At 68.8% G+C, this 22,299-nt stretch carries 17 protein-coding genes; 4 read left to right on the forward strand and 13 right to left on the reverse strand.

Going from position 1 to position 22,299, the window contains the following annotated elements:
- Window positions 1-40: 40 nt before the first annotated feature.
- From ACFOES_RS03160 to ACFOES_RS03175, 4 genes are all read right to left on the reverse strand, one after another.
- On the reverse strand, window positions 41-937 hold the full coding sequence (locus ACFOES_RS03160) for a branched-chain amino acid ABC transporter permease (RefSeq protein ID WP_377831717.1): 897 nt from the start codon (window positions 935-937) through the stop codon (window positions 41-43).
- A gap of 64 nt (window positions 938-1,001) precedes the next feature.
- Window positions 1,002-1,775, reverse strand: coding sequence for an ABC transporter ATP-binding protein (locus ACFOES_RS03165; protein ID WP_377831719.1), 774 nt, complete (start codon window positions 1,773-1,775; stop codon window positions 1,002-1,004).
- Window positions 1,772-2,536 (reverse strand): ABC transporter ATP-binding protein, encoded by a 765-nt coding sequence (locus ACFOES_RS03170; protein ID WP_377831721.1) that lies wholly within the window; start codon window positions 2,534-2,536, stop codon window positions 1,772-1,774. The genes ACFOES_RS03165 and ACFOES_RS03170 overlap by 4 nt, the downstream gene beginning before the upstream one ends.
- A gap of 83 nt (window positions 2,537-2,619) precedes the next feature.
- The gene (locus tag ACFOES_RS03175; RefSeq protein ID WP_377831722.1) at window positions 2,620-3,831 is read right to left on the reverse strand and encodes an ABC transporter substrate-binding protein; all 1,212 of its coding nucleotides are present in this window, start codon (window positions 3,829-3,831) and stop codon (window positions 2,620-2,622) included.
- A gap of 484 nt (window positions 3,832-4,315) precedes the next feature.
- Between ACFOES_RS03175 and ACFOES_RS03180 the strand changes: the two genes are divergently transcribed.
- Window positions 4,316-5,263 carry a LysR family transcriptional regulator gene (locus tag ACFOES_RS03180; RefSeq protein WP_377831723.1) on the forward strand — a complete coding sequence of 316 codons (948 nt, stop codon included), beginning with the start codon at window positions 4,316-4,318 and terminating at the stop codon, window positions 5,261-5,263.
- An 18-nt stretch (window positions 5,264-5,281) separates the two neighbouring features.
- Here ACFOES_RS03180 and ACFOES_RS03185 read toward each other — a convergent pair whose 3' ends face one another.
- The 4 genes from ACFOES_RS03185 to ACFOES_RS03200 form a co-directional block, all read right to left on the reverse strand.
- Window positions 5,282-5,809: a winged helix DNA-binding protein gene (locus ACFOES_RS03185; protein WP_377831724.1), complete on the reverse strand. Its 528-nt coding sequence runs from the start codon at window positions 5,807-5,809 to the stop codon at window positions 5,282-5,284.
- 118 nt (window positions 5,810-5,927) lie between these two features.
- Window positions 5,928-7,226 carry a TRAP transporter large permease gene (locus ACFOES_RS03190; protein ID WP_377831725.1) on the reverse strand — a complete coding sequence of 433 codons (1,299 nt, stop codon included), beginning with the start codon at window positions 7,224-7,226 and terminating at the stop codon, window positions 5,928-5,930.
- Between the two features lie 5 nt (window positions 7,227-7,231).
- The gene (locus tag ACFOES_RS03195) at window positions 7,232-7,780 is read right to left on the reverse strand and encodes a TRAP transporter small permease (protein ID WP_377831726.1); all 549 of its coding nucleotides are present in this window, start codon (window positions 7,778-7,780) and stop codon (window positions 7,232-7,234) included.
- Window positions 7,781-7,838: 58 nt separating this feature from the next.
- Window positions 7,839-8,810 (reverse strand): TRAP transporter substrate-binding protein, encoded by a 972-nt coding sequence (locus tag ACFOES_RS03200; protein ID WP_377831727.1) that lies wholly within the window; start codon window positions 8,808-8,810, stop codon window positions 7,839-7,841.
- A 151-nt stretch (window positions 8,811-8,961) separates the two neighbouring features.
- Here ACFOES_RS03200 and ACFOES_RS03205 point away from each other — a divergent pair, with 151 nt between their 5' ends.
- Complete coding sequence (locus ACFOES_RS03205; protein WP_377831728.1) at window positions 8,962-12,573, forward strand: hydantoinase B/oxoprolinase family protein; 3,612 nt, start codon at window positions 8,962-8,964, stop codon at window positions 12,571-12,573.
- Between the two features lie 153 nt (window positions 12,574-12,726).
- Here ACFOES_RS03205 and ACFOES_RS03210 read toward each other — a convergent pair whose 3' ends face one another.
- From ACFOES_RS03210 to ACFOES_RS03220, 3 genes are all read right to left on the reverse strand, one after another.
- Window positions 12,727-13,995: a M24 family metallopeptidase gene (locus ACFOES_RS03210; protein WP_377831729.1), complete on the reverse strand. Its 1,269-nt coding sequence runs from the start codon at window positions 13,993-13,995 to the stop codon at window positions 12,727-12,729.
- 19 nt (window positions 13,996-14,014) lie between these two features.
- A complete protein-coding gene (locus ACFOES_RS03215) occupies window positions 14,015-14,314 on the reverse strand; it encodes a hypothetical protein (protein ID WP_377831730.1) in 300 nt (99 codons plus the stop codon).
- Between the two features lie 724 nt (window positions 14,315-15,038).
- On the reverse strand, window positions 15,039-16,001 hold the full coding sequence (locus ACFOES_RS03220; protein ID WP_377831731.1) for a Gfo/Idh/MocA family protein: 963 nt from the start codon (window positions 15,999-16,001) through the stop codon (window positions 15,039-15,041).
- Between the two features lie 231 nt (window positions 16,002-16,232).
- On the opposite strand from ACFOES_RS03220, the gene ACFOES_RS03225 reads away from it, so the two are divergent.
- Window positions 16,233-17,900, forward strand: coding sequence for a GMC family oxidoreductase (locus ACFOES_RS03225; protein ID WP_377831732.1), 1,668 nt, complete (start codon window positions 16,233-16,235; stop codon window positions 17,898-17,900).
- A gap of 20 nt (window positions 17,901-17,920) precedes the next feature.
- Window positions 17,921-20,434, forward strand: a complete 2,514-nt coding sequence (locus tag ACFOES_RS03230) for a CoA transferase (RefSeq protein ID WP_377831733.1) — start codon at window positions 17,921-17,923, stop codon at window positions 20,432-20,434.
- Here ACFOES_RS03230 and ACFOES_RS03235 read toward each other — a convergent pair.
- Both ACFOES_RS03235 and ACFOES_RS03240 read right to left on the reverse strand, forming a co-directional pair.
- Window positions 20,431-21,348, reverse strand: coding sequence for a LysR family transcriptional regulator (locus ACFOES_RS03235; protein ID WP_377831734.1), 918 nt, complete (start codon window positions 21,346-21,348; stop codon window positions 20,431-20,433). The two genes, ACFOES_RS03230 and ACFOES_RS03235, sit on opposite strands and share 4 nt — an antisense overlap.
- Window positions 21,349-21,509: 161 nt before the next feature.
- A complete protein-coding gene (locus ACFOES_RS03240; RefSeq protein ID WP_377831735.1) occupies window positions 21,510-22,175 on the reverse strand; it encodes a TetR/AcrR family transcriptional regulator in 666 nt (221 codons plus the stop codon).
- Between the last annotated feature and the right edge of the window lie 124 nt (window positions 22,176-22,299).

Genomic DNA, 22,299 nt, shown 5'->3' on the forward strand with positions numbered 1-22,299 from the left:
TTCGCCGATTTCGGAAACCGTCACTGCTCTTGCCCCCGTCCTATCGCGTGCGCCCGAAGAGTCCGGCCGGCCGCACCAGCAGCACGACCACCATCAGGAAGAAAATCACCGTGTTTGCCGCCGGCGCGTAGAAGACCTTGGTGATCCCCTCGATCAGCCCGAGCGCGAAGCCGGTCACCACCGCTCCCATTATCGAGCCCATGCCGCCGATCACCACCACCGCGAAGATGATGATGATCAGGTCCGCCCCCATCAGCGGGCTGACCGAGTAAATCGGCGCGGCGAGCACCCCGGCGAGGCCGGCGAGCCCCGAGCCGAAGCCGAAGGTCAGCGTCACCATCAGCGGCACGTTGATGCCGAAGGCCTTCACCAGTTCCGGATTCTCGGTCCCGGCCCGGAGCAGCGCGCCGATGCGGGTGCGCTCGATCACGTACCAGACCGCCAGGCAGACCGCGATCGAGAACAGGATCACGAACAGCCGGTATTTCGGGAACATCATGAAGCCGAGGTTCACCACCCCGCGCAGCGCGGCCGGCTGGCCCGGATAGGGCGTGCCGGAGGCGTTGAAGAAGTTGATGAACAGGCCCTGCAGCACCAGCGTCACGCCGAAGGTCAGCAGCAGGCTGTAGATCGGGTCGAGCCCGTAGAGCCAGCGCAGCATGAAGCGTTCCATCAGCATGCCGAAGCAGCCGACGATCAGCGGCACCAGCACCAGCGCCGGCCAGAAACCGATATGCAGCCATTCCATCCCGATCCAGACACCGAAATAGGAATAGAGGATCAGCGCCGTGAAGGCGCCGGTCATGTAGAGCGCGCCATGGGCGAAATTGACCACGTTCAGCAGGCCGAAGATGATCGCCAGCCCGAGGCTCAGCATGGCGTAGAACACGCCGTTGTTGAGCCCGAGCATGCCCTGCGCGAGTATCAGCCTGATCATCGGATCCATGTTGCGCCCCGTTCTCCTGGCCTGCCGTTTCGGTTTCCTGCCGCCATCCGCCGCCTCACACGCTGAGGTAATGGTTGAGCCGGTCCATGCTGGCCTCGACCTCCGCGCCCTCGATCCGGTCGATCACCTTGCCATGCTCGATGACGTAGTGGCGATCGGCCAGCGGCGCCGCGAAGCGGAAGTTCTGCTCGACCAGCACGATCGTGTAGCCCTTGTCCTTGAGCCGGCGGATCGCGGAGCCCAGCGCCTTGACGATGACCGGCGCCAGCCCCTCGGTGATCTCGTCGAGCAGCAGCAGCCGGGCGCCGGTGCGCAGGATGCGCGCCATCGCCAGCATCTGCTGCTCGCCGCCCGACAGCCGGGTGCCCATCCGCCCCTGCACCTCGCGCAGGTTGGGAAACATGGCGAAGATCTCGTCGAGGCTCATGCCGCCTTCGCCGACCGCCGGCGGCAGCATCAGGTTCTCGCCCACCGTCAGGCTGGCGAAGATGCCGCGCTCCTCGGGGCAATAGCCGATGCGGCCGAGCGGCGCGATCCGGTGCGCCGGCTTGGAGATGAACTCCTCGCCGCCGATCTCGATCGAGCCGGTGCGGCGGTCGACCATGCCCATGATGGCGCGCAGCGTCGTCGTCCGTCCGGCGCCGTTGCGGCCGAGCAGGGTGATCAGCTCGCCCTCGTTCAGCTCAAGGTCGAGGCCGTGCAGGATGTGGGATTCGCCATACCAGGCGTGCAGGTCGCGGATCCGCAGCAGCGGCGGCGCGGCCGCGGTGGCGGCCGGGGAGGAGGCGGGGGAGGAGGCGGGGGAGGAGGCGGTCGTCGTCCGGGTCATGCGCTGGCCTCCTCTGCGCTGACGCCCATATAGGCCTCCATCACCGCCGGGTCCTTCGATACCGTCTCGTAGGGGCCTTCGGCGAGCACCTCGCCGCGGTTGAGCACGGTGATGGCGTCGGCGAGCTTCGCCACCACGCCCAGGTTGTGCTCGACCATGACGATGGTGCGGCCGGCCGAGACCTTCTTTATCAGATCGGTGACCGCGCCGACATCCTCGGTCCCCATGCCCTGGGTCGGCTCGTCGAGCAGCATCAGTTCGGGTTCGAGCGCCAGCGTCGTCGCGATCTCGAGCGCCCGCTTGCGACCATAGGGCATCTCGACCGCGCGGCGCTGGGCGAAGCCCTGCAGTCCGACCTGGCCGAGACGCTCCATCGCCTCCCGGTCGAGCGACTGCAGCACCTTGCGCGAACGCCAGAAGTGATAGCTGACGCCCAGCCGCCGCTGCAGCGCCAGGCGCACGTTCTCGAGCGCGGTGAGATGCGGGAAGACGGCGGAGATCTGGAACGAGCGGACGATGCCGTGATTGGCGATCTCGGCGGGCTTCCAATGGGTGATGTCGGTGCCGTTGTAGACGATCCGGCCGGCGGTCGGGGCGTGGAACTTTGTCAGCAGGTTGAAGACCGTGGTCTTGCCGGCGCCGTTCGGCCCGATGATCGCGTGGATCGTGCCGCGCGCGATCTTCAGGTCGACGCCGCGGACGGCGAGAAAGCCGCCGAAGTCGACCTGCAGATCATGGGTTTCGAGAATGTAGTCGCTCATGCCGGCATCCAAAGGGGGCAGGGGCGGAAGACCCGCCCCTCGAGAGGGGGGAGGCGGCGGAGGGTCCCGCCGCCTCCGCGGTGTTACTTGACCAGCGGGCAGCCGCCGTCGGCAAGGGAGAAAAAGGCGTCCTTGCCCGGGATCTCGCGCACCACCTCGGCCACGTCCCAGGGCCCGTCCTTGGGCGACTGCACCTTCAGCAGGTACATGTCGTGGACCAGAAGGCCGTCCTTGCGGATCGTCCCGCCGTGGGCGAAGAAGTCGTCGATCTTCATCTTGCCGAGTTCGGCGCGCACGGCGTCGGGATCGTCGGTGCCGGCCGCCTTGATCGCCTTCAGATAGGCCATGGTCAGCGAATAGTCGGCCGCGTGCGGGAAGGTCGGCGCCGCGCCGTTCGAGAACTTCTCGTATTCCGCCTTCCACTTGCGCGAGGCGTCGTCGTGGTTCCAGTACCAGGCCGAGGTGAATTGCAGCCCCTTGGCGATATCGGTGCCGAGGCTCTTGACGTCGGAGATCAGCACCAGCATCCCGGCAAGCTGCTGGCCGCCCTCGACGATGCCGAACTCATGCGCCTGCTTGACCGCGTTGACGGTGTCCTGGCCGGCATTGGCGAGCCCGATCACCTGCGCCCCCGAGGATTGCGCCTGCAGCAGGTAGGACGAGAAGTCGGTCGTCGCCAGCGGCACGTCGGAAGAGCCGACCACCTTGCCGCCGAGCGACTTGACCACCGAGGCGGTGTTGTCCTGCAGCGAATGGCCGAAGGCATAGTCGGCGGTGATGAAATACCAGCTCTTGCCGCCGTTCTTGACGATCGCGGTGGCGGTGCCGACCGGCAGGGCGTGGGTGTCGTAGCCGTAGTGGATGCCGTATTTCGTGCAGTCCTTGCCGGTCAGCGCGGTGGTCGCGGCGCCGGTGGCCATGGTGATGACCTTCTTCTCGGAGGCGAGCTTCTGCACCGCCAGCGCCACCGCCGAGTTGGTCAGGTCGGTGATCATGTCGACGTGATCCTCGTCGATCCACTTGCGCGCGGTCGACGAGGCGACATCGGCCTTGTTCTGGTGGTCGGCCGAGATCACCTCGATCGGCTTGCCAAGCACCGTGCCGCCGAAGTCGCGCACCGCCATCTTCACCGCAGCGACGGCGCCGTCGCCGCTGAAGCCGGTCGAATAGACGCCGGACATGTCGCCCAGCACGCCGATCTTGACGACCCCGTCCGAAACGCCGCCCGACCAGGCGACACCGGAAGACAGCGCGAGCGCCGCCGCCGTCATTCCCAGAGTTCCGATGAACTTCATTTCAGTTCCTCCCTTGCTAACGCCGTCTCCACGGCTCGTGTCTCCCGCAGGCCCCCGTCGCGGCTGGGGGCTGTCGGGTGCGATCCTGTTAAATCGGGCCCCGCGAGTCACCGGTCCTGCCGACGCTTCGGAGCGATCTCGCGAGCATTTGATGGCGGCCGAAACGCTCCGGCCCGCGCCGCCCCCCCCCGGCGGAGACGGCCCGATGCTGCCGCAAGCCGGGCTGCCACGCCGCGTCGAAGACGGGCTCTCCCTGTCCCGCCCGGCCGAGCGTCCTCGCCCTTGCCGGGCCCGGGGCGTCCTGTCCGATGCATGCGAGAAGGCTCACTGTCCGGCCTTCCGCCGCGACATGAAAACGCGGCACGGATGACTTGACATCGCGGCAGTTCCTCCCCAGCTCTCCCACGCTGCCGAAGCTATGCGATTACTTCCGCATGTCTATGCTATTGATTGCCCAACGGTTGTGCGGATATGCTCATGTCCGATGGCTTTCGACTGGAACGACCTGCGCTATTTTCTCTCGGTGGCCCGCACCGGCCGCCTGACGGCGGCCGCCCAGCGGATGCGCACCGATCACGCCACGGTCAGCCGCCGGGTAAAGGCGCTCGAGGAGCAGCTCGGCGCCGCCCTGTTCACCCGCTCGCCCCGCGGCTATGCGCTGAGCGAGCAGGGCGAGGCGCTGCTGCGCCATGCCGAGGCGATCGAAAGCACCGCGGCGCAGATCCAGAACGACATCGCCGGCGAGCGTTTCTCGCTCAGCGGCGCCGTCCGCATCGGGGCGCCGGACGGCTTCGGCGCCTTCTTCCTGGCGCCGCGGCTGGGGCAACTGGCCGAGCAGCATCCCGAGCTTGCTCTGCAACTCGTCGCGACGCCGCGGATCTTCAGCCTGTCCAAGCGCGAGGCCGATATCGCGATCGTCCTGTCGCGGCCGGAACGGGGCCGGCTGTTCTCGCGGCTGCTGACCGAATACAGCCTGCACCTGTATGCGTCGCGCGACTATCTCGCGGCGCAGCCGCCGGTGCGGAGCAAGGAGGACCTGAGGCAGCACTTGCAGATCGGCTACATCCCCGACCTGATCTACACGCCCGAACTCGATTACCTTTCCGGCCTGATGGCCGATCTGCAGCCGCAGTTCTCCAGCACCAACCTGTTCGCGCAGATGCGGGCGGCCGCGGCCGGCACCGGCATCTGCATCCTGCCCGATTTCATGGCGCAGCATGTCCCGGCGCTGGTTCCGGTCCTGCCCGACAGCGTCGAGATCCGGCGGACGTTCTGGTTGGTGGCCCACGAGGATTCCCGGGACGCGGCGCGGGTGCAGGCCGTCATCCGCTTCGTCGTCGAGCAGGTGGAACTCGCCAAGGGCGATTTCCTGCCCGGTCCCGGAACGGCGCCGGCGTCTGCCGGCACCGAGCTTTCGGGGCGCGCCGGCTGACCATGCCGCCGCCCCGCCTCAGAGCGATGCCGCCGCGCGTGACGCCTGGTCGTAGAGGCCGGAGAGGCTGCGCAGCACCGCGGCGACATGGCTGAGTTCGTCGAAGTCGCGCCCGCCCGCCCTGGCCGCCTCAAGAAGGCAGGCGCGCCGCAGCTTGCCGTAGCGTTCGCAAAGATCGGCCCCCTCCGCGGTGGTCTGGTAGAACATCTCCTTGCCCATCTTGCGCCCCTCGACGAGCCCGGCCTTCACCAGCTTCTTCAGCGCGTAGTTCACCGTATGCGTGTCGTCGATGTTGAGCATGAAGGCGATGTCGATCAGCCGCTTTTCCTTGGTGCGGTGATTGACGTTGTGCAGGATCAGGATGTCGAGCGGATTGAAGTCCTTGTGCCCCAGCGCCGCCATGCAATGGATCATCCAGCGCGAGAAGGCGTTGTTGGCCATCGTCAGCGCGTATTCCAGCTCGCTCATCTGCCAGCCGGGGCCGCCCTCGGCGAGATGGGCGGAGGAGACGATGGCGGTGTCGGGCGTCTTCGGGGTCGAGGGCATGGCGGGCTCCTTGCAGGGGGCCTCCACTATAGCCGTCCATGCGCCTGATGTGCAAGAAACGCGCGCGTTTCGCTTGTGAAATGCGGTCGTTACCGCCCGCATTCTTCCGTTCCTGCGGTCACATGTGGTTCGGCAGGTAGGTCGCGATGCCGGGGAAGACGACGACCAGCGCCAGCGCCACAAGCATCAGCAGGAAGAAGGGCAGCGCGGCCCGGGCGACCGTCAGGATGTTCCGCCCGGTCAGCGCCTGCAGCACGAACAGGTTGAAGCCCACCGGCGGCGTGATCTGGCTCATCTCCACCACGATCACCACGAAGATGCCGAACCACATCGTGTCGATCCCGGCCTTCTCGACCATCGGCATGATGACGGAGGTGGTCAGCACCACGACCGAGATCCCGTCAAGGAAGCATCCCATGACGATGAAGAAGACGGTCAGCGCGGCCAGCAGCGCATAGGGCGACAGGTTCAGCCCGCCGATCCATTCCGCCAGCAGCGAGGGGATGCCGGTGAAGCCCATGGCGACGGTCAGGAAGGCCGCGCCGGCCAGGATGAAGGCGATCATGCACGAGGTCATCGTCGCGCTCATCAGCCCCTCGGTGAAGCTTTGCCGGTCGAGCGAGCCCGAAAGCCAGGACAGCAGAAGCGCCAGCGCCACGCCGACGGCGGCCGCGTCGGTGGGGGAGGCGATGCCCGCGTAGATCGAGCCGATGACCCCCGCGATCAGCAGCACGATCGGGATCAGCCGGCGCGAGCGGCGCAGCTTCTCCGCGAAGGACAGCCCTTCTCCCGTCTCGGTCGGCAGCTTGTCCTTGTTGAGCAGGCCCCAGATCACGACGTAGCCGACGAAGAGCGCGACCAGCAGCAGCCCCGGCAGGATGCCGGCGATGAAGAGGCGGGCGATGGATTGCTCGGTCGCCGCGCCGTAGACGATGAGGATGATCGAGGGCGGGATCAGGAGGCCCAGCGTGGCCGAGCCCGCCAGGGTGCCGATCATCATCCGCTCGGGGTAGCCGCGGCGCTTGAGCTCCGGGATCGACAGCTTGCCGATGGTCGCGGCCGTCGCCGCGGAAGAGCCGGAGACGGCGGCGAAGATGCCCGAGCCGAAGATGTTGACATGCAGCAGTCGGCCCGGCAGCCGCTCCATCCAAGGGGCGAGGCCCGTGAACATGTCCTCCGACAGGCGCGAGCGGAACAGGATCTCGCCCATCCAGATGAACAGCGGCAGCGCCGCCAGCGCCCAGGAATTCGAGTTGCCCCAGATCGTGGTCGCCATGACCGTGCCGAGGGGCGAGGAGGTGCCCATGGTCATCGCCGCGATGCCGACGCCCATCAGCGAGAAGGCGACCCAGAGCCCGAGGCCCAGCATCAGGAACAGGATGGCGAGCAGGATCGCCGAGATGGTCAGGATCGACATGCGTTTTACTCGCTCAGCAGGCTTTCGTCCTTGCCCTCGAAGCTGGGCGCGCGGCCCGCGAGGAGCTGGAGGAGGTCATCCACGAGGGCAATGGCCAGGATCGTCAGCCCGAGCGCCAGCGGCGTCTGCGGGATCCAGATCGGCACCGGCACCATGCCCGGGGACATGTCGCCGTAGGACCAGCTGTCGTGGACGTAGAGGATCATGTGCCAGGCGGCGAAACCGGTCATTCCGGCCGCGGCCGCCAGCACCAGCGCCTCGACCGCCCGGCGCAGGGCGCGCGGCATGAACTGGATCGCCAGCGTCACACGGATATGACCGCCGCCGCGCAGGGTGTAGGCCAGCGCCAGGAAGGTCGAGGCGGCAAGGAAGTAGCCGGTGAATTCGGCATAGGACGGGATCGTCAGGCCCAGCGCGCCGAAGCCGAGCGCCGCCATGACCTTGTCGGCGGCGTTCAGGCAGACCTGCGCCAGCACGACCGCGACGATCGCCACGATGAAGAAGGCGGCCAGCCCGCCGCTCAGCCGGTAGAGCGCGTCCAGGAGCTTGCGCATCTCGATCTCCCCGGTTTGGGATGGGAAAGGGGCGGCCCCTTCGGAGCCGCCCGGTCGCTTACTTCTGGTAGGCTTCGAGAAGCGCCTTGCCCTCGGGGCCGGCCTTTTCCTTCCACTGCGCCAGCATCTTGACGCCGATCTCCTTCAGCCCCTGCTCCAGCTCGGGGGTCGGTTGCTCGACATGGATGCCATGGGCGGCGAGCGCCTTGGTCTGCTCGACCGTCTCCTTCTTCGACATCTCCCAGCCGCGGGCCTGGGCCTTGGCGGCGGCGTCGAGAACGGCCTTCTGCTCCTCCTTCGACAGGTGGTCGAAGGCGCGCTTGTTGGCGACCACGATGTTCTTGGGCAGCCATGCCTGGATGTCGGTGTAGTAGCTCAGGTAGTCCCACGCCTTCGAGTTCACGCCGGTCGAGGGCGAGGTGATCATCGCCTCGACCCGGCCGGTGGAAAACGCTTGCGGGATGTCCGGCACCTCGACCTGCGTCGGCGCGGCGCCGGCGAGCTTGGCGAAGCTTTCGAGGGTCGCGTTGTAGGAGCGGAACTTGAGCCCCGCGAGATCCTTGACCGAGTGGACCGGCTTCTTGGTGTAGAGCCCCTGCGGCGGCCACGGCACGGCGTAGAGCACCATCATCCCCTGCTTCTCGAGCAGTTTCTCGACGATCGGCTTCTGCGCCTGCCACAGCTTTTCGGCCTGATCGTAGGAGGTGGCCAGGAACGGCAGCGAATCCGCGCCGAAGGCGGGGTTGTCGTTGTTCATGATCGACAGGAAGAACTCGCCGATCTGGACCTGCCCCGAACGCACCGCGCGCGGGATCTCGGGATGCTTGAAGAGCGATCCGGCCGAGTGGATCTTGATCGTCAGCTTGCCATCGGTCGCCTTGGCCACGTCGGCCGCGAAATCGCGGTCGTTCTTGGTGTGGAAGGTCGCGTCCGGATAGGGGGTCGGCATCTGCCAGGTGTCGGCCTGCCCCTGCGCGGCACAGGCAAGCGAGACGGCGAGGGCGCCGCCCAGGTTTTTCCAAAAGCCCATGATTTTCTCCCTGTTGGTTTGCACTATGACTATACGATGTCGTCTCATTGACAATTTGTCAACGTTTTACTAGCGTCCTGAGGCACGATGCGGCGCGGCTCGGGCTGGGCCGCGCGCACGGGATCACGGCAACACTCACGAGGCGGGAACGATGGCAGAGGATGCGGGCAAGGGCAAATGGCAGTTCTGGCTGGACCGGGGCGGGACCTTCACCGACATCGTCGCGCGGCGCCCGGATGGCGGGCTCTTGACCCACAAGCTGCTGTCGGAGAACCCCGAACGCTACGCTGACGCCGCCGTGCAGGGGATTCGCGATCTCCTCGGCCTGGCGGCGGATGCGCCGATCCCCCGGGGCATGATCGGCGCGGTGAAGATGGGCACCACGGTGGCCACCAACGCCCTTCTGGAACGCAAGGGCGAGCGAACGCTCTTCGTCACCAACCGGGGGCTCGGGGATCTGCCGCGCATCGGCTACCAGAGCAGGCCGGCGCTCTTCGATCTCGACATCCGTCTGCCCGAGACGCTGGCCGTGGAGGTGATCGAGGTTTCCGCCCGCCTCGCCCAGGACGGGACCGAGGTGGCGCCGCTCGACGAAACGGCGGTGGCCCGGGCGCTTGCCGAGGCCCATGCCAAGGGCTTCCGCGCGGTCGCGGTGGCGCTGATCCACGGCTACCGCTACCCGGAGCATGAGCAGCGCATCGGCGCGCTGGCGCGGGCGGCGGGCTTCACGCAAGTGTCGCTCAGCCATCAGGCGAGCCCGCTCATCAAGCTCGTGGCGCGGGGCGACACGACGGTGGTCGACGCCTATCTGTCGCCGATCCTGCGGCGCTACGTGGCGCAGGTGTCGGAGGCATTGCGCGCGGATGAGAACGGCTGCGAGCGGCTGATGTTCATGCAGTCGAACGGCGGGCTGACGGATGCGGCGCTTTTCCAGGGCAAGGACGCGATCCTGTCGGGCCCCGCAGGCGGCGTCGTCGGCATGGTGCGCACGGCCGAGGCGGCGGGCTTCGACCGCCTGATCGGCTTCGACATGGGCGGCACCTCGACCGATGTCTGCCATTACGCCGGGAGCTATGAGCGCAGCTTCGAGACGGAAACCGCGGGCGTCCGGGTGCGCGCGCCGATGATGAACATCCACACCGTGGCGGCGGGGGGCGGCTCGATCCTGACGTTCCGCGACGGGCGGCTGCAGGTCGGCCCCGAAAGCGCGGGCGCCAATCCCGGTCCCGCCAGCTATCGCCGCGGCGGCCCGCTGACCGTGACCGATTGCAACGTCGTGCTGGGCAAGATCCAGCCCGACCATTTCCCCGCCGTCTTCGGCCCGAACGGCGACGAGCGGCTGGATGTCGGGGCGCCGCGGGCGCTCTTCGCCCGGATGGCGCGGGACATCGCGGCAGAGACCGGCGACGCCGAGATGAGCGTCGAGGCCCTGGCCGAGGGCTTCCTGCGCATCGCGGTCGAGAACATGGCCAACGCGATCAAGAAGATCTCGGTCCAGCGCGGCTACGACGTCACCGAATACGCGATGAACTGCTTCGGCGGCGCGGGTGGTCAGCATGCCTGCCAGGTCGCCGATGTGCTGGGGATGACGACGATCTTCGTGCATCCCTTCGCGGGCGTCCTGTCGGCCTTCGGCATGGGGCTGGCCGATGTCCGGGCGATCCGCGAGCACCAGTTCTCGGGCCCGCTCGACGCGCCGGAAGCGGCGGCCGCGCTGGAGCGGATCGCGGCCGAGGCCTGCGCCGAGGTCACCGGACAGGGCATCGCGGCCGAGGCGGTGAGGATCCTGCGCACCGCCCATGTCCGCACCTCCGGCGGCCACCAGACGCTGCCGGTGCCCTTCGGCCCGGCCGCCGACATGGCGGAGGCCTTCGTCGAGGCCCACCGTCAGCGCTTCGGCTTCTCGCCCGCCGGCGACGACCTCGTCCTCGATCTGCTGACGGCAGAGGCCGTGGGCGCCACCGGAGCCGCGGTGACACTGCCCGATGCCGCGCCTTCCGCTGCCGCGCAGGGCGTTGCCCGGATGCACACCGGCGGCGCCTGGCAGGATGTGCCGCTGGTCGACCGCGCCGGCCTTGCCGCCGGGGCGACGGTGGACGGGCCGGCCATCATCACCGAACCGACCGGCACCAACGTGGTCGAGGCGGGCTGGCGGGCCGAGGCGCGGCCCGGCGGCAATCTCGTGCTCAGGCGGGTCGTGCCGATGGCCCGGCAGGAGGCGCTGGGGACCAAGGCGGATCCGATCATGCTGGAGGTCTTCAACAATCTCTTCATGTCGATCGCCGAGCAGATGGGGGCGACGCTCGCCAACACGGCCTATTCGGTGAATATCAAGGAACGGCTGGATTTCTCCTGCGCGATCTTCGACGCGGCCGGAGACCTTGTCGCCAACGCGCCGCATGTGCCGGTGCATCTGGGCTCGATGTCGGAAAGCGTCCGCGCGATCCTGCGCAAGAACGCGGGCAGGATCCGCCCCGGCGACGTCTTCATGATGAACAACCCCTTCGACGGCGGCACCCACCTGCCGGACGTCACGGTCATTTCCCCCGTCTTCGATGCGGCGGGGGAGGAGATCCTCTTCACCGTGGCCTCGCGGGGCCACCATGCCGATATCGGCGGCAAGACCCCGGGCTCGGCCCCGCCCGACAGCCGCCATATCGACGAGGAGGGTGTGCTGATCGACAATTTCCGCCTGATCGCGGAGGGCCGCCTGCGCGAGGCGGAAACCCGTGCCCTGCTTGCCTCGGGCCCCTTTCCCTGCCGCAACATCGACCAGAACATGGCCGACCTTGCGGCCCAGGTTGCCGCCAACGCGACCGGCGCGGCAGAGCTTCACCGCATCATCGGCCAGTTCGGGCAGGAGGTGGTGCAGGCCTACATGCGCCATGTTCAGGACAATGCCGAGGAAAGCGTGCGGCGGGTGATCGACGTGCTCTCGGACGGGGCGTTCACCTATCCGCTCGACAGCGGGGCAGAGCTGAAGGTGGCGATCCGGGTCGATCACGCGGCGCGGCGCGCGGTGGTGGATTTCGCCGGCTCGGCGCCGCAGGACGCGCTGAACTACAACGCGCCGCTGGCGATCTGCCGGGCGGTGGTGCTCTATGTCTTCCGCACGCTGGTGAGGGCCGATATCCCGATGAACGAGGGCTGCCTGAAGCCCATCGACATCCGGGTGCCCGAGGGCAGCATGATCAACCCGGCCTATCCGGCGGCGGTGATCTCGGGCAATACCGAGGTCAGCCAGGCGATTGCCGATACCCTCTACGGCGCGCTGGGCGTCATCGCCGGCAGCCAGGGCACGATGAACAATTTCGTCTACGGCAACGACGTCTATCAGAATTACGAGACGATCTGCGGCGGCACCGGCGCCGGTCCGGGCTTCGACGGGGCGAGCGCCGTGCACAGCCACATGACCAACACCCGCATGACCGATCCCGAGGTGCTGGAAACCCGCTTCCCGGTCCGGGTCGAGGAATTCCGCATCCGCCACGGCTCGGGCGGTGCCGGGCGACATCGCGGCGGCGACGGCATCGTGCGGCGGCTGCGCTTCCTCGAGCCGATGACGGCGACGGCCCTGTCCTCGCACCGGATCACCCGCGCCTTCGGCGTGGCCGGAGGGGCGCCCGGCGCGGCGGGCCGGAACGCGGTGGAACGCGCCGACGGGCGGGTCGAGGCGCTGCGGGGCAACGATGCCGCCGAGATGGGCGCGGGCGATGTCTTCGTGATGGAGACGCCGGGCGGCGGCGGCTACGGCGCGGCATAGCGGGCCGGCCCGGGCTGCATAGCGGGCCGGCAATGCCGCGCCCCGCATTGCTGCGCCGGGCGGCGAAGGTCCGGCGGGGCGAGGCCGGTCGGTGCCGACCTGCCACGCCTGCCGGCTGCAAGGGCGGTCTCGGCCGCGACCGCCCCTTCGCCGTCAGGCCCGCATCATCTGCGTGGTGACGCTGTTCAACTCGATCGCGCCGTCCTCGCCGGCGATGACCGTGCCGCCGAGATTGACGAAACGCCGGCCGAACAGGCAACTCGGCTCGAAGGCGAAGGTCATGCCGGCCCGGATCTCGACCTCGGCGCCGAAGGTCGGCACCTCGGCCGCGATGGCGTAGCGTTCCGCCCCCGGCAGGCGGTTGAAGCCGGCGCCGAAGCCGCAGACCAGCCCGAAAGGGTTGATCGAGTGGACCAGAGGGTGGACATTGTCGCCGCCCGCCGCCTTCAGCGGCGCCTGCATCGCCTCGACGAGCGCGCCGAAGGTGTTGCCGGGCCTCAGCGCGGCCAGACCGGCCTCGTAGGAGGCGCGCGCCACGGCCTCGGCCCGCAGGTAGTCCTCATGCACCTCGCCCACGGCCACGGTCACCTGGTGCTGGGTCTCGAGCATGCCGAGCGACGAGAAGATCTCGCCGATGACGATATCGCCGTCCTCGATCACGCGGGGCGCCTGCGGCCGGTAGTTCCAGCGCGGCGGGCCGAAGCTGACGATATCCTTGCCGGAACCGAGCAGGATTTCGGCGGTGAAGCCGACATTGCGCGAACAGGCCGCCATGACGGCGGAATAGAGCTCGGCCTCGGTGACGCCCGGCCGCGTCGCGTCGCGCAGGGCCTCGGCCATCGTCTCGCCGACATTCGCCGACCATCTCAGCACCTCGAGCTCTTCGGCGCTGCGCGCGGCGGTCAGGTCGAAGAAACGATCTCCGAGCTGGACGAAATCGGCCTCGGGGAAGCTGTCGAGCACCGTCTTCCACATATGGTAGGGGATCGCCCCGTCGAAGTAGAACGGCGGATAGGGATCGAGCCCGATCACGCCGACGCGCTTCTCGCCGATACCGACCTCCTTCATCAGCAGGCTCAGCAGCATGCCGTTCGGCGCGCCGGCATAGACGTTCTCGGGCCGGACCCAGACCTCTTCGCCGCGGTCGATGGCCTGCAGGTGGTCGTTGGCGGCCAGGGCGAAGGCCAGCACGCGGGGCGCGCCCGCGCGCGGGAACACGACGATGGCGCCGGGCCGGTCGTTGGTGAAGTAGGTGTCCATCGCGAAGGGCGCCGGGAAGGCGCCCTCGCGCGAGCCGAAGACGACGAGGCCTTCGAGATCCATCTCCTCCATCATCTGGCGGGCGATGGCCCAGCGCCGGTCGCGCTCGGCGAGAGAGAAGCCGGGGACGATCGCCTGTCCGGGGGCGGCCTGGATGTTCATGTCGGTATCCTCCTCGGGGTCACGCCAGCTTGGCGCCTTCGATCTGGGCCGAGCCGAGCGGCAGCTTGGCCTTGCCGCTGAACTGGTCGCCGCTGACGGTGCCGCTGACATGGGCCTTGAGGCGGCCGATCGGGGTCGGGATCCGGGTGTCGAAGGCGATCGCATCGCCGGTGACGGTGCCGCCCGAGAATTCGGTCGTGCCGAGCGGGTTGACGAGCGTGCCAGACAGCGACGCGCCCTCGGCCTTCAGGGTCATCTCGCCGTCCTGCACGCCCACCGGGGTATGGACCTTCACCTTGTAGGTTCCGTCGATCGTCATGAGGCTTCTCCTTCGTTTCGCTTGTTCGTGGGGAAATTGCGGCGTGCCGGCGCCGGCCACGCGGCCGTCCGAGCAATGGATTTCACGGCGGTTCCGGCCGTGGTTGAGCCGGGCGGGAAGGCCGAGGCGGGCCCTCCGCGGCGTGCGATTGCGGAAGGGGCGCAGCTCGGGGCCATCGTCACCGTCCTCCTTGGCCAAAGCGGGAATGGCGCCGGGGCCGCCCCTTGCGTGTTCGGCGATGTCGGGCATCGCGATGCGAAGCCGGAAGCAGGACGGGGGTGTCCCTTTTGGCTTTAGCGCGAACGTAGATCAAAAATGAATAGTCGTCAATAACGATGAAAAATCGTAAACGACATGGGGTCAGGTCGGCGCTGACGACCCCGGTCCCGTCTTCCAGCCCGCTGGCAAAGGGGCGCCCCCGGCCCCGGCATGCGCGCGGGGGCCGGGAAGCCGATCGGATCGGAAAGCAGGGAAGGTGGCGGCCGGAGCGAAGGCGAGGGCGACAGGCCGCAAGGAGGTTGCAGGCTGGTCGGGGCCGCCCTCCAAGACCGTCTTCATGCGGGCGGCGCGGCTGCGGTTCCGTCGCGCCGGCTGGCTTTGCCCGGCGCCGCGCCTTCCGGGCGAGCCCCATGAAGCCGCCGCAGGTTCCGGGGACAAGGCGGTGGACGGGGCGGCCCGGCGCCCCGGGTCTGGCCCCGCGCGGTGGGCCGGGCCCGCCGCCCTGTCAGGGCTTGCCGCGCAGCATCTCCTCGACCAGCCGTTGCACGTCCAGCGCCTCCTGCGGGGTCGCCAGCCGGTGCGGCCGGCCCGCGATGCACAGCAGCAGGTCGTCGAGCTGCGCCCGCAACGCGACGGCGCGGCGGTCCCCCGGCTCGGGGCCGACCGGGGTGAACGCGGCGCCTTGCGAGACGGATTCGTCCGAGAAGTTCGAGACCCGGTGGCTGGCCTTGCTGCCCTTGACGGTGAATTCCTGGCGGTCGGGCTGGGCGCCGCCGACCGAGGCCAGGATCGACACCGGCAGGCCCCGGGCGTTTTCCAGCCGGGCGAGCAGGGCGGTTTCGCACAGGGCCGGGTCGGCGGGGTAGGACGGCCGCGCCCAGACCACCGAGAGCGGGCCGAGAATGCGCTGGGTGAAGAACAGGAAATGCGACAGCACCTCCCGCGTCATGCCGCCCTCGGCGCGGAAGCGCAGCCAGTCGGCAGCCTGCTGCCAGGCGCGCGGCCAGGCGGCATAGGTGACGACCATGTCGACGCCGGCCAGATCGCCCATCTCGCCGGCCTGCGCGGCATGGGAGATATGGGCCAGCGCCTCGCCGGCGGCCTGGGTGAAGTTCACCGCCGCCGGCACGCCGCTGTCCCGCAGCCCGGCCACCAGCGCCGCGCTTTCGGCCTCGTCGACGCCGAGCGGCTTCTCCAGGAACACCGCCTTGCCGGCCGAAGCCGCGGCCAGGGCGTAGGCCTTGCGCGGCACCGGCGGGCAGGCGAGGTAGACCAGGTCGGCCCCGGCGATGGCCGCTTCCACCGAGCCCGCGACCCGCGCCCCGGGGGCGAGGTCCTGCGCCGCCGCGCAGGCTGCCGGGTCCGGGTCCCACAGCGCCACCGGATCGTAGCCTTCATGCGGCACCATGTGTTCGAGCATCCGCCGCCCCATGATCCCCAGCCCGATAACTGCCGTCTTCACCGCCATGTTCGCTCCTGTTCTCGTGCTTCCCTGCCTGGCCCGGCAGCGCCGGGCCGTCCATCGGCCATCGTGGTGCAGAGGCCAATAGCAGTTGGCGGCCGCACTGGACATAGGGGGCGCATTATAAGCGCCCGTAATAATCCTTCCCGTGGGTTTTATTGGGCAGGGCGGCAGCTCCTCGGCTAAGCCCGTCGCACCGTCCCGACGGAGCGCGGACCGGCGAAGGGGAGAGATCTGATGCAAGACCAGGCGAACAGGTTCGACTATGTCGTGATCGGCGCGGGGACGGCGGGCTGCCTGCTGGCCAACCGGCTGAGCCGCGATCCGGCAACCCGCGTGCTGCTGATCGAGGCGGGCAAGAAGGACACCTCGCCCTGGATCCACATCCCCGTCGGCTACCTTTACTGCATCGGCAATCCCCGCACCGACTGGATGTTCAACACCGAGCAGGAGCCGGGGCTGAACGGGCGCAGCCTGCGCTATCCGCGCGGCAAGACGCTGGGTGGCTGTTCCTCGATCAACGGCATGATCTACATGCGCGGCCAGGCGCGCGACTACGACGGCTGGGCCGAGGCGACGGGCGATCCCGAATGGCGCTGGGACAATGTCCTGCCCGCCTTCAAGGCGCACGAGGATCATTATCGGCTGGACGGCGGCGAGAACCCGGCCTCGCGCGGGAACCTGCGCTTTTCCGACCTGCACGGCCATGGCGGCGAATGGCGGGTGGAAAAGCAGCGCCTGCGCTGGGACGTGCTCGACAGTTTCGCCGAGGCCGCGGTCGAGGCCGGCGTGCCCCGGACCGACGATTTCAACACCGGTGACAACGAGGGCGTCGGCTATTTCGACGTCAACCAGCGCTCGGGCTGGCGCTGGAACGCCTCGAAGGCCTTCCTGCGCCCGGCCAAGGGGCGGCCGAACCTGACCGTCTGGACCGAGGCCCAGGTCGAGGCGCTGGAGCTGGAGCAGGACGGCACGGCCGGGCTGCGCTGCACCGGCGCCCGGCTGAACCGGGCCGGCGGCGCCGTCAGCGTGCGGGCGCGGCGCGAAGTCGTCCTCTGCGCCGGCGCCATCGGCACGCCGCAGATCCTGCAGCTGTCGGGGCTCGGCCCGGCCGAGGTGCTGCAGGCCAACGGCATCACGCCGAAGCGCGACATCCCCGGCATCGGCCGCAACCTGCAGGACCACCTGCAGATCCGCACCGTCTACAAGGTCGAGGGCACCCGCACGCTCAACCAGCTGGCGGCGACCCTGACCGGCCGGGCGATGTTCGGTCTGGAATACGCCCTGCGCCGCACCGGGCCGATGAGCATGTCGCCCAGCCAGCTCGGCGCCTTCACCCGTTCCGATGACAGCCGGACGCATCCGAACCTGCAATACCATGTCCAGCCGCTCAGCCTCGACGCCTTCGGCGAGCCGCTGCATACCTTCCCGGCGATCACCGCCAGCGTCTGCAACCTCAACCCGAGCTCGCGCGGCACGGTCGAGATTCGCTCGTCCCGGCCCGGCGACGCGCCGAAGATCGCGCCGAACTACCTGTCGACCGAGGATGACAGGCTGGTCGCGGCGCAGAGCCTGCGCCAGGTGCGCAGGATCATGGGCCAGCCGGCGATGGCGAAATACAACCCCGTCGAATGGAAGCCGGGGCCGCAATACCAGACCGACGAGGAACTGGCGCGGCTGGCCGGCGACATCGCCTCGACCATCTTCCACCCGACCGGGACGACGAAGATGGGCCGCGAGGACGACCCGATGGCGGTGGTCGACAGCCGGCTGCGGATGCGCGGCGTCAAGGGGTTGCGGATCGCCGATGCCGGGGTGATGCCGGCCATCACCTCGGGCAACACCAATTCGCCGACCTTGATGATCGCCGAGAAAGCGGCGAGCTTCATTCTGCAAGACGCCTGAGCCCCGGACGGAGACGCGCGATGTCCAGCACCCCCACCGCCAAGCTGCCCCTGCACAATGTCAAGGTGCTCGATTTCGGCCAGTACATCGCCGGTCCCGCGACGGCGATGATCCTGGGCGATCTGGGCGCCACGGTCGTGCATGTCGACCCGCCCGGCGGGACGATGTGGAAAAGCCCCGCCAACGCGACCCTCAACCGCAACAAGCTGATCGTCTCGCTCGATCTGAAATCCGAGGAGGGGCTGGAGCGCGCGCGCGAGCTGGTCGCCGAAGCCGACATCGTGATCGAGAATTTCCGCCCCGGCAAGATGGCGGCGCTGGGGCTCGATCCGGCCGAGCTGCGCAAGCAATACCCGGAGCTGATCACCGTCTCGATCCCCGGTTTCGCCTCGGCCGACGAGGAACGCCGCGAGCTGCGCGCCTATGAAAGCATCATCGCCGCCAGTTCCGGGGTCTTCACCGACATGGGGCTGAACCGGGTGCTGATGGGCGTCAACCCGTCGTTTTCGCCGCTGCCGCTGGCCTCGGCATATGGCGCGACGATCGCCGCCTCGGCCGCCGTGCTGGCGCTGCAGGCGCGCGAGCGTAACGGCCTGGGCGACCAGATCGAGGTGCCGTTGGCCTCGGCGGTGATGGAGGGGCTGTGCTACAACTCGATCCGGATCGAGAACCTGCCCGACCGCTACCTGACCCAGCGCGAGCGCGAGATCAGCCGGCGCCGGATCGAGGGGCTGCCGATGAATGTCAGCTACGAGGAGTTGCAGGAACTGCTCGACCCGTTCTACCGCAGCTACCTGTGCAAGGACGGGCGCATGTTCTACGTCGTCTGTCCCAGCCACAAGAACCACGCCCGGCGCTGCCTGCAGACGTTGGGCATCTACGACGAGCTGGTCGCCGAGGGGCTGAGCGAGGAGGACGACACCTACAAGCCGACCTCGGAATGGTCGTCCGACGTCTCGCTCGGGGTCTACCCGCTGCCGAAATTCTGGGCCGACAAGATCGCGGCGCGGATGAAGGAGGTGTTCCTCACCCGCACCGCCAAGGAATGGGAACGGATCTTCGGCCGCAACAAGTTCCCCGGCGCGCCGCAACGCTGGCTGCAGGAATGGATCAACGACGACCATGCCGAGACCTCGGGGCTGATGATCGATGTCGAGGACCCGGAATTCGGCACCATGATCCAGCCCGGCCCGGTCGCCTGGCTCGAGGAAAGCGGCGAGGCGGCGCTGTCGCCGACACCGCGCCGCTGGGTCGATTACAGCACCGCCCTGCACGCCTTCAAGCGCATCCGGACCAAGCTGCCCCGGGTCGCCGACCCCGCCGACCGCTCCGGCTGGCTGGAGGGGGTGCGCATCCTCGATCTGTGCAACGTCATCGCCGGGCCGCATTCGGTCAGCTACCTGACCCGCTTCGGCGCCGAGGTGATCAAGCTCGACCCGGCCTCGCCCCGATACGACGCCTGGAACACGGTCATCTTCGGCCTGTCGCATATGCGCGGCAAACGCTCGGCCCTGATCGAGATGACCACGCCGGAGGGGCGCGAGGCCTTCGACGAGCTGGTGCGTTCCGTCGACGTCATCGTCTGGAACGCGCCCGACAACCAGATCCGGGCGATGGGCCTCGATGCCGACAGCCTGGCGCGGATCAACCCCGACGCGGTGTTCTGCAAGCTCGACTGCTTCTCGGGGGTGCGGCGCGGGCCGCGCACCGATTACGTCGGCTACGACGACGTCGTGCAGGCGACGACAGGGATCATGCTGCGCTTCGGCGGCTCGATGAGCGAGCCCGAGGAGCACGCCCATGTCGGCACCATCGACGTCATGTGCGGCTTTGCCGGAACCGTCGCCATCGGTGCGGCGCTCTACCAGCAGCTCAAGGTCGGCGTCACCGGCCGGGCGCGCACCTCGCTTTGCGCCAATTCCGGGCTGCTGCAGGTGCCGTTCTGCTACGACTATACCGGCCGCGGCCTGTTCGACGAACCCTCGGGGCGCCACGTCAACGGTTACGACGCGCTGACGCGGTTCTACTACACCGCCTCGGGCGACTGGCTGCTGCTCTCGGCCTACGAGGGCGACGTCGAGAAGCTGGCGGCGGTGCCCGAATTTGCCGGCTTCGCGGAAGTGCCGCGGGAAGAGCGCGAGGCCTTCCTGTCCGAGATATTCGCCAACGACACCTCGGACTACTGGATCGGGACGCTGCGCGGCCACGACATCGCCGCCGCGGTCTGCGACAATATCGACGCGCTGCGGGCGAAACACACGCGCGAGCCGGACGGGACGCCGGGCATCGACCGGGGCAGCTATTCCTTCTCGGTCTGCGCCGATCACCCGTCGGGGCATGTGGTCACGCAGCTCGATTGCATCGGCGTCCGTCCGGCGCGGGGCCGCGTGATCCTGCCGAAGCCGGCCGAGAAATACGGCGCCTCGACGCGGCAGGTGCTGCGCGAGCTGGGCTATGACGACGCCCGCATCGACGAGATGATCGCGGCTGGCGCGATCAGCGAAAGCTGGTCGCGGGAATACCTGCCGAGCTAGCGCCCCCAGACGTCGTCGATCGCCTTCAGCGCCGCGGCGACGACCGGGTCCTCGGCGCGGGCGGCGAGGCAGAGGAAGCTCAGCTCGGTTTCCAGCGGCGGGTGATCGAGCATCACCACCGTGCCCGACTGCGCCTCGTGCAGGGCGATCGACTCGCGGCACAGGCTGAGCCCGACGCCGGTGCGCGCCATCGCCAGCATCGAGGATTCCTGGTCGACCTGCGCGACCACGTTCTGTTCCACCCCGCAGGCGGCGAAACGCCGGGCCAGCAGGCGGTTATGCACCGAGCTTGGCGGCGTGCCGACCCAGGGCAGGCGGGCAAGCTCGGCCCAGTCCATGTGGCGCGCCTTCTGCGCCAGCGCGGGCGGGGCGACGACGCGGTAGCCCAGCCGCGACAGCGGCCGGAGGTGATAGCGGCTTTCCGCGCCCTCGGGCAGATCGCCCAGGTAGAAGCCGACATCGAGCGCCCCGCGCGTGATCTGGTCGAGCACCTCGCCGCTGACGCCGTGGCGCAGCGAGGTCGACACCCCCGGCGCGGTTTCCAGCAGTCGTTGCAGCAGCGCGCCGAGGCGGGTGAATTCCGGGTCGATGATGGTGCCGATGCTCAGCTTGCCGCGCAGCTGGCTGCGCATCGTCCGCAAGAGCTGGTTGAAATCCTCGACCGAGGCCAGCACCAGCTCGGCCTTGACCGCCAACATCGCGCCGTCGGCGGTCAGGTCCATGCCGGTGGCGCTGCGGCGGAACAGGGTCAGGTCGGTCAGCTCGGACAGCTTGCGCAGCTGGATGCTCAGCGCCGGCTGGGTGAGGTGCAGCAGCTCCGCCGCCCGCGTCACGTTGCCCTCGCGCGCGACGGCGACCAGGGCCCGCAGCAGCCGCAGGTCGTGGACCGCAAGGTTTTCGACCCCGCCGCTCATGGGCGCAGGCCCCGCACCGGCCGCGACGGATGGGGCTGGGCCGCGATTTCCGAATTTCCGCACATGAGGAACTCCCTGTTCCCGCTTTAGGAGCGCAGGAGGGATTCGGCCAGCCCGTGCTTCGTGCGCTGCGCCGGAGGGACGGGGCGGCGCGCGGGTCTCTAGGCGATCCCGCGGCAGAAGATCTCGATCGCCCGGTCGCGGCGGGCGGCGCGGGCGTTCCGGCGGTCGGAGGCCGGCCGGGTCGGGTCGAGCAGCGCGGCGACGGGGTTCTCGCACACCATGTCGCGCAGGATCTCGGCCGCCAGCGGGATGTCGTCGAGCGCCAACGCGCCGCGGTCGACCTCGCGTCTCAGTTCCTCCTCGATCCGCCCGGACAGTTCGCTGAAGCCGTTGTCGAGCAGGTGCCGGGCCAGCGCCGGCTGGCGCCGGGTCTCGGCGATGGCGGCACGGAGAATCTCCAGCGACCGGTCCTCGATCCCCGGCGCCCAGTGCATGGTCAGGATGATCCGCAGCCGCTCGGGCAGCGGCAGTGCCGCCTCGTCCGGTGCGAGCGGCCGGAACACCGAGGCCAGCATCCGCCGCAGGCAGGCGCCGATCAGCTCCTCGCGGCTGGCGAACAGCTCGTAAACGGTGCGCTTCGACATGCCGGCGGCGCGGGCGATGGCGCTCATGCTGATCCGGTCGACGCCCTGATCGGCCAGGAGCGCCTCGGTCGCGTCGAGCACCCGCGCGATCCGGGTGTCGGGATCGAGCTGGACCGGCCGGCCGCGACGGCGGCAGGGCACTTCGGCCCCCTCCGGGGGCGGCGAATGCGGATCGGTCATGCGCGTCTCCCTCCTCGCGCTCGGCGCGCGTCTCTACGCGCCTCGCCTTACAGCATTTCGCCGCTTTACAAAACCCACTGGTTTCCTTAATTCGGCAGCAGGCCGCCAATATGCGGCCGCGATT

The sequence above is a fragment of the Acidimangrovimonas pyrenivorans genome (assembly GCF_042643245.1).
GTDB classification, from domain to species: Bacteria; Pseudomonadota; Alphaproteobacteria; order Rhodobacterales; family Rhodobacteraceae; genus Acidimangrovimonas; species Acidimangrovimonas pyrenivorans.